Genomic DNA, 6,949 nt, shown 5'->3' with positions numbered 1-6,949 from the left:
CGCTAGTGCTCCGATTCCGAAGTTCGTATCATATTGCGGCTCCACGTTTACGAACTTCGGAATCAAAGGAGCACTAGCCAATTATATGATTCTAGTGCGGTTTAGAATTTGAAGTTCCTATGACGAGGTTTCCGCGAAATTGATAGGAACTTCAAATTCACCGCACTTGTATCTCCGGCGGCGCGCCGATGAATTTCATTCGGCAAGTTCACCGAACGCGCAGCGAGATCGATCTCACTTGATGTGTCCATGCATCAGGCGATGCGACGTCAGCGCCAACTGTTTCATGTCGCCGGACTAACCTGCGATAACGCGCAAACCGCGAATCGCCTGCATGATGGGTCGATGCAAGAGCTGATCGCAAAAGCCAACCAGGCCATCCTGGAATCGCAATATCTACAAAGAGAAGGGCGCTCGCTACGCGTCCAGGCTTCTATCCTGGCAAGTCAGCTCGGCCGGACCGTCGTTCAATCGCAACGCGCCAAAAGGGAGTTTGCCGCTCTCAAGGCCAGCCTCGATCAGGTGTTGTCGGACCCCGCGGACAGCTTCGACGTCAGCGCACCTTGATCATGCCCGTCAGTTCGCTGGCCAAAGCCTTGATGTCGAGCGGCTTGCCCCACAACCGCACGTCCTGGAATTCGGGCGCGATCGAGGTTCTATCGTAGCCCGAGGTGAAGACGAGCGGCACGTAGCGGGAGCGCAACACCCGCGCCAGCGGGAAAACCATCTGGTCCTTCAAATTGATATCCAGGATCGCGGCATCGATTGCGACGTCGCGGTCGACGACGTCGGTTGCTTCATCAAGATTACCATAGGGGCCGACAATGCGAGCGCCGAGCGCCGTCAACGCGCGGACGATATCGTCGGCGAGAAAATATTCGTCCTCGATCACAAGGACGCGGCGGCCCGCAAGCGGACCGGGACTTTCGGGATGTGCAATCATCTCGTTTCCCAAGCTCAGCGGCCAATTTACATTAGGAACATATGCCGTAGGACTGCCTTGTTGCAAACGGCAACCGCTTTAAGGCTGGTTCCATGGGCAATCGCGACATCATCGTGATCGGCGGCTCGGCAGGGGCGACGGCACCCCTGAAAGAGATTCTCGGGCAGCTGCCAGCCGACCTGCCGGCGGCGGTGTTCGTGGTCCTGCACATTCCCTCTCACGGCATCGGCATTCTGTCGACGGTTGCGAGCGCTGCCGGCCGGCTGCCGGTGGTTCAGGCCAAAAGCGGCATGGTCATCAAGAATGGCCACATCTATCTGGCCGCGCCCGATCATCATCTGCTGCTGTTCGAAAGCCACATGATGCTGGGCTGTGGCCCCCGTGAGAACATGGCGCGACCGGCGATCGATGCGCTTTTCCGATCGGCGGCGCTGCAATATGGCCCGCGCGTGATCGGCGTGGTCCTGTCGGGACTGCTGTCCGATGGTGCCGCTGGTCTGACCGCGATCAAGCGATGCGGCGGCGTGGCCCTGGTTCAGGATCCGACGGATGCGATCGCCGACGAGATGCCGTTGCGGGCGCTGGAAGCGACCACAGTCGATCTCTGCGTTCCCGGCGTCAGGATCGGCGACATTTTATCCGATCTCGTGCGCGAGGAGCCCGGAACCGGTCTTCCGGTACCGCCGGAAGTCCGGCTGGAAGTGGAGATTGCCGCCGGCGAGCGCATCGGCAGCGACAGTCTGGCGAAGATCGCCGATCCGGCGCCGCTTACCTGTCCGAGTTGCGGCGGGGTGCTTTCGGAACTCAAGATGGAGCATCCGCTGCGCTTTCGCTGCCAGGTCGGCCACGCCTATACCGCCGATGCGCTGGCCAAGCAGCAGGAGGGGAAGGTCGACGAGGCGATGCGGGTGGCGCTGCGGATCATCGAGGAACGGGCCGAACTGGTGCAGCGGATGGCGACGGATGGCCGGCACAGCGGTCGCGCCGCGGTCGCGGAGATGTATGATGCCCGCGCGATCGAATACCGCGAATATGCCGACATGATCCGGCGCGTCGTGCTAAATTCGCTCGACCCCAAAACTCCGAAACCGGAGAGTTAGGCGGCAGCATGGCAGCCTTTCCTACCGATCCAGCTGAGCAGCTCAAGGTCGAGAAGACGCTCCTCGTCAGAGCCGCGCGGGACATCGAGGAAGGACGGAGGCGGCTGCGCAACCAGGAGCAACTGCTTTCGGATCTCCAGGCCGGCGGTCATCATTCCGAGCAAGCCGAACGGCTGTTTCAGCTTTTGCAGCAAACCCTCATCGAGTGGGAGCGGCATCGCGTGCTGATCGAGGAGCGGGTGAACTACCTCGAGGGGCAAGCAACGGCTAGGGAGGCGGCGTGCGGCGCATCTTCCTGAAATCGGCGCCGAGTTCGAACATATAGTCCAATTGCTGCAGGATGCTTTGGCGCCAGCGGTCGTTCTCGTCGAGAAGGCGGCGGGCATCGGTGCTTGCGTGCTCTGCACGGCTGAACAGGGCCAACAGTTCCTCGGACAGCTCAGCGACGGGCTTTTGGACCATGATCCACTATGATCCCTTCGCGCCGGCTTTACAATTCACGCAGCAGCTACCCAAGGTGTCCGGGTTGCTCGATTTTCACCGATATTCTGTTGAATAAGCTCGCAATCTGCTATTCACGGAGTCCGGGTAAATCGCCGGATTATGCAGAAAGCCGTCGGGCATGGATGAACCCAGCCAGTCTCCGTTAGGAGATGCTACGCGCCAGATGAAAGCGCCGCTGGTGATCGGGGTTGGCGCTTCCGCCAGCACCATGAACAGCATTGAGCGATTTTTCTCGAAATTTTCGCTCGACCCCGAGCAGGCGATCGTTCTCGTTTTGCAGCACCGGGAAGCTTTCGACGAAGCGTGGCTGCGCGGCATTCTCGCGCGTCTCGACGGGACCAAGCTTGCTCAGCCGCGCGACGGCGAGAAGATCGAAGGCGGCACGATCTATCTGTGCGCGGCGGATGCGATCACCACGATCCAGAACGACAGGTTTGCGGTCAGGCCGGCGCAGCAAGCGCCGGGCGAGCGCGCGACGATCGACAGTTTTCTGGTGTCATTGGCGGAAGAGCGCGCTGAGCAGTCGATCGGCGTGGTGCTGGCCGGCACCGGCGGCGATGGAACGCTTGGGGTCGCCACGTTGAAGGATCATGGTGGGTTGGCGCTTTCCGAGAGAACCGCCGACGACGACTCCGATCACCTGGCCGACAGCAGCAGGCCGGCGGCGATCGCCGATTTTGTCCTGGCGCCCGAAGATATTCCCGAGCACATCCAGGTTTATGCCCGTCATCTGCGGCGGCTGGAGGAGAAGCACGGTTTTGACGAGGTGCTTGCCGCCGCCGCCACGTCCCTGGCGCGCATCGCCGACATCCTGCGCAACAAGACCGGCAACGATTTCCATGGCTACAAGCAGAACACCTTCCTGCGGCGCGTGCAGCGGCGCATGCAGGTCGTTCAGATCGACGAGATCACCGCCTATGTCGACTTCCTGCGCAACGACAAGGACGAAGCACTAAATCTCTTCAATGATCTCCTGATCGGCGTGACCGAGTTCTTCCGCGACAAGCGGGAGTTCGAGGTGTTCGAGAACCAGGTGATCCCGAAGATCTTCGAGGACAAGGGCGCGGGCCAGCAGGTTCGCGTCTGGGTGCTTGGCTGCGCGACCGGCGAAGAAGCGTACTCGATCGGCATCCTGCTCCGCGAGCATATCGCGACCCTCGACGCGGCGCCGCAGGTGCAGATCTTCGCCACCGATATCGACGGCCGGGCGCTCGCGGCCGCGCGGGTCGGCCGTTACCGGACCCATATCGAGGACGACATGTCGCCCGAGCGGCTGGCTCGGTGGTTCGTTCGTGAAGGCGACACCTATTGTGTGGTCAAGGAGCTGCGCGAGATGTGCATCTTCTCCCAGCACAATGTCATCAAGGACGCACCCTTCTCGAAGCTCGACCTGGTCTCCTGCCGCAATCTTCTGATTTATCTCAACGCGGAGCTGCAAAATCGCGTCATCCCGCTGTTTCATTTTGCGCTTCTGCCAGGCCGTTTCCTGTTCCTCGGCAATTCCGAAAACGTGACGCGGCATCCGAAACTGTTTGCGCCGGTCGACCGCCGCGCGCGGATTTTCAAGAAGCTCGAGACCGGCACGCGGCTGCCGCCGCAGTTTCCGATCACGGCCGCCGGTGGGCGCGCCGTGGTCGAAGTGCCGCCGGTGCGCAGCTTCGGGCCCGATGTTGGCCTGGAGCGCCGTGCCCAGCGCATCGCCGAGCGGTACGCGCCGGCCTATGTGATCACCGACGAGAATTTCCAGATCCTGCATTTCTCCGGCCGCACCGGCCGCTACATCGAGCCCACGGCCGGAACGGCCACGCTCGATCTGCTCGGTCTCGTTCACCGCGATCTCCGGCTCGAGTTGCGCACCGCTCTCAGCCGCGCGGTCGAGACCAACCAGGCGGCCCATGCCGAGCAGATTCAGCTCGGCCTCAACGGCCACCGCGTCCTCGTCGATATCACGGTCGAGCCGGTGCTCGACGGCCCGGCCGGTCACCGCAATTTCGTGGTGCTGTTCAAGGAGGGGCCGGTCAGCCTGATCGATACCCAGGAGAGCAATCCGAATGTGCTGGTTCGGACCGAGCATGTCGAGCGGCTCGAAAGTGAATTGCGCGCCACGCGGGAGCGGTTGCAGGCAACGATCGAGGAACTCGAAAGCACCAATGAGGAACTGAAATCTTCCAATGAAGAGTATCAGTCCCTCAATGAAGAGCTGCAATCGGCCAATGAGGAGTTGGAAACCTCGCGCGAGGAGCTGCAATCGGTCAACGAAGAGCTGACCACTGTCAACGGCGAGCTGGCGCATCGCGTTCAGGAGCTGACGCGCGCCACCAGCGACCTGAAAAATTTCCTGGAGAGCACGCAGATCGCAACCGTATTCCTCGACAACGACCTGCGCGTGATGAATTTTACCCCGGCGGTCACCCAGGTGCTGCACCTGGTCGAGACCGATGTCGGCCGTCCCGTCGCGCACATCAAGGCCCGTATTCCGATCGAGGATCTCTACGGCGATGTTCGCCGCGTGCTGCGGACGCTCGCCAGCGCGGAGCTGGAGCTCACGGCGCCCGACAGCGGCACGCGCTATATCGTCCGCATCCTGCCCTATCGCAGCATCGACAATTTCATCGCCGGCGTCGTGATCACGTTTATCGACGTGACCGCCATTACGCGGGCCGAAGAACGCCAGCGCCTCCTGCTTGCCGAGTTGCAACATCGGGTGCGCAACACCCTTGGCGTGGTGCGCTCGATCGCCCGGCGATCGTCCGAAACGTCGACCAGCGTCGAGGATTATGCGGCCCACCTCGACGGCCGGCTCAATGCGTTCGCGCGGACGCAGTCCATGGTTACGCGCGATCCCGAGGGGGGCGTCGATCTCGAATATCTCGTGGTCGAGGAGATGCTCGGCTATAATGCGCGCGAAGGCGAGCAACTGCGCGTCTCCGGTCCGCCCGTGCGTTTCCAGCCGAAGGCGGCCGAGACCTTCGCGCTTGCGATTCATGAACTTGCCACCAATGCGATCAAATACGGCGCGTTGAGCCGGCCGACGGGCAAGGTCGATGTGTCGTGGCGTCTTTACGGTGACGCCGATCAGACTGAATTGATCTTCGACTGGCAGGAGCGGGGAGGGCCTCGCGTCGAGCCGCCCCAGCGCAAGGGATTCGGCACCGAATTGCTCGAAAAGACCCTGGCCTTCGAGCTGAAGGGCAAGGCAACGCTGAACTACGATCCGTCCGGTCTTCGTTGCACGATCGCGATCCCGCTCAACCGCCGCGTCGTTCACACGCCTGCCGTTGGAGCGTGATGTTGTCCAGTGGCGGTATTTGATCTGGGAACCGGCCGTTTCGGCGGCTCGGTGCGTTCTGCCCCCGGCCGGCCGCGAGTTAAGAAAGCGCTATCGGGGAGCTTGCCGGCGTCGAGTATTGGGGTAGCAGGTCGTTGACTATGTCGGATGAGCAGGCTGGAAGATCTGCATCAGGCATAGCATCATCGCGGCCATGGCAGGCAGTATCTGGACCACCGAATTCTTCGACTGTCCCAATTGCGGGCTGGGTTACGCTGCTACCAAAGAGCAGCATCCCGCGAAGCGCTCCGGCACGTTCAACTGTCAGGTCTGCGAGGTCAAAGTCCACGACTGGTCGGGCAACTACGATTTCTTCGACTGGAAAATCGATCAGCCGAAAGCGCCCGTGTTCGGAAAAAGGTGGGCGTGAACGCAAACCCGTCGCGACGTCCTGGCGACGATGTCGCGCCGTGACGACCATCCCTTATCGCAAGCTCATTCGGCCGCCTGGGATGTTTCGGTCCGCTTGGCGATGACCTGCCGGAATTTCGCCGCCAGATCGTCGCAGTAGGAAGCCAGTCCCTGGTAGAATGCGCGGTCCGGTCCGCTGGTCGCTTGTTGCGCGGCCATTCCGTACTGCGCGGCCTTGCGCTCATACTTCTCTAATTTGGTCTGAAGATCACTCTGCACCGACGCTACTCCACTCGGCTTACTCGACAGGCTGCGAATGGTTGCCTCGTGCCCCGACCGAAACGATGACTGGCTTAAGGCAATTTTGTAGCCGCCTTGCGGCCCGGATTTGGCACGTGCATCTGTTGTAACAAGCGAGAAAGGCGCAAAACGCGGCCAGAGCTTTATGCCGCAACTCGGAGTTGCCGAAGTAACTTCCGGGGTCAATAAGCCTTTTTGTATCCTTTCGATTACGAGTTCGAAACGTTGCTCCGCAAGATGCTACGAACTTCGGAATCGGATCACTAGAGCTCCGATTCCGAAGTGTCAGTAGCGCGTGATCTGTCGCCTGTTTGTAGCTCGTGAAGTGTCGTGTTTTTAGTGCCCTGGAACAAAGGGGGCACGATGGGCACGGCATCCATTCACGAGGGTGTACGACGGATGCGGTTTTCGGATTTGCTGGAT

8 protein-coding genes are annotated in these 6,949 nt (G+C 61.0%); 5 read left to right on the top strand and 3 right to left on the bottom strand.

The features are described from left to right. Positions 1–249 precede the first annotated feature (249 nt). Positions 250–567, top strand: coding sequence for a hypothetical protein (locus tag M6D32_RS16630; protein WP_298258101.1), 318 nt, complete (start codon positions 250–252; stop codon positions 565–567). On the opposite strand, the gene M6D32_RS16625 is transcribed toward M6D32_RS16630, so the two are convergent. Further along, positions 554–943, bottom strand: coding sequence for a response regulator (locus tag M6D32_RS16625; RefSeq protein WP_298258099.1), 390 nt, complete (start codon positions 941–943; stop codon positions 554–556). The two genes, M6D32_RS16630 and M6D32_RS16625, sit on opposite strands and share 14 nt — an antisense overlap. A 92-nt stretch (positions 944–1,035) precedes the next feature. Here M6D32_RS16625 and M6D32_RS16620 point away from each other — a divergent pair, with 92 nt between their 5' ends. Next, entirely contained in the window at positions 1,036–2,043 is a 1,008-nt protein-coding gene (locus tag M6D32_RS16620; RefSeq protein ID WP_298258097.1) for a chemotaxis protein CheB, read from the top strand. Between the two features lie 8 nt (positions 2,044–2,051). Then, a complete protein-coding gene (locus M6D32_RS16615; RefSeq protein ID WP_298258095.1) occupies positions 2,052–2,342 on the top strand; it encodes a hypothetical protein in 291 nt (96 codons plus the stop codon). On the opposite strand, the gene M6D32_RS16610 is transcribed toward M6D32_RS16615, so the two are convergent. Beyond that, on the bottom strand, positions 2,311–2,466 hold the full coding sequence (locus M6D32_RS16610) for a hypothetical protein (protein ID WP_298258094.1): 156 nt from the start codon (positions 2,464–2,466) through the stop codon (positions 2,311–2,313). The genes M6D32_RS16615 and M6D32_RS16610 overlap by 32 nt on opposite strands. 244 nt (positions 2,467–2,710) lie before the next feature. Between M6D32_RS16610 and M6D32_RS16605 the strand changes: the two genes are divergently transcribed. Continuing rightward, complete coding sequence (locus M6D32_RS16605) at positions 2,711–5,836, top strand: CheR family methyltransferase (protein WP_298258093.1); 3,126 nt, start codon at positions 2,711–2,713, stop codon at positions 5,834–5,836. Positions 5,837–6,029: 193 nt separating this feature from the next. Further along, positions 6,030–6,245, top strand: coding sequence for a hypothetical protein (locus tag M6D32_RS16600; RefSeq protein ID WP_298258092.1), 216 nt, complete (start codon positions 6,030–6,032; stop codon positions 6,243–6,245). A 65-nt stretch (positions 6,246–6,310) separates the two neighbouring features. Here the strand turns inward: M6D32_RS16600 and M6D32_RS16595 are convergent, their stop codons facing one another. Then, positions 6,311–6,505 carry a hypothetical protein gene (locus tag M6D32_RS16595; RefSeq protein ID WP_298258091.1) on the bottom strand — a complete coding sequence of 65 codons (195 nt, stop codon included), beginning with the start codon at positions 6,503–6,505 and terminating at the stop codon, positions 6,311–6,313. Between the last annotated feature and the right edge of the window lie 444 nt (positions 6,506–6,949).

It is taken from the genome of Bradyrhizobium sp. (assembly GCF_027307225.1).
GTDB lineage: Bacteria > Pseudomonadota > Alphaproteobacteria > Rhizobiales > Xanthobacteraceae > Bradyrhizobium.
This window is presented reverse-complemented; position numbering and strand designations above follow the sequence as displayed.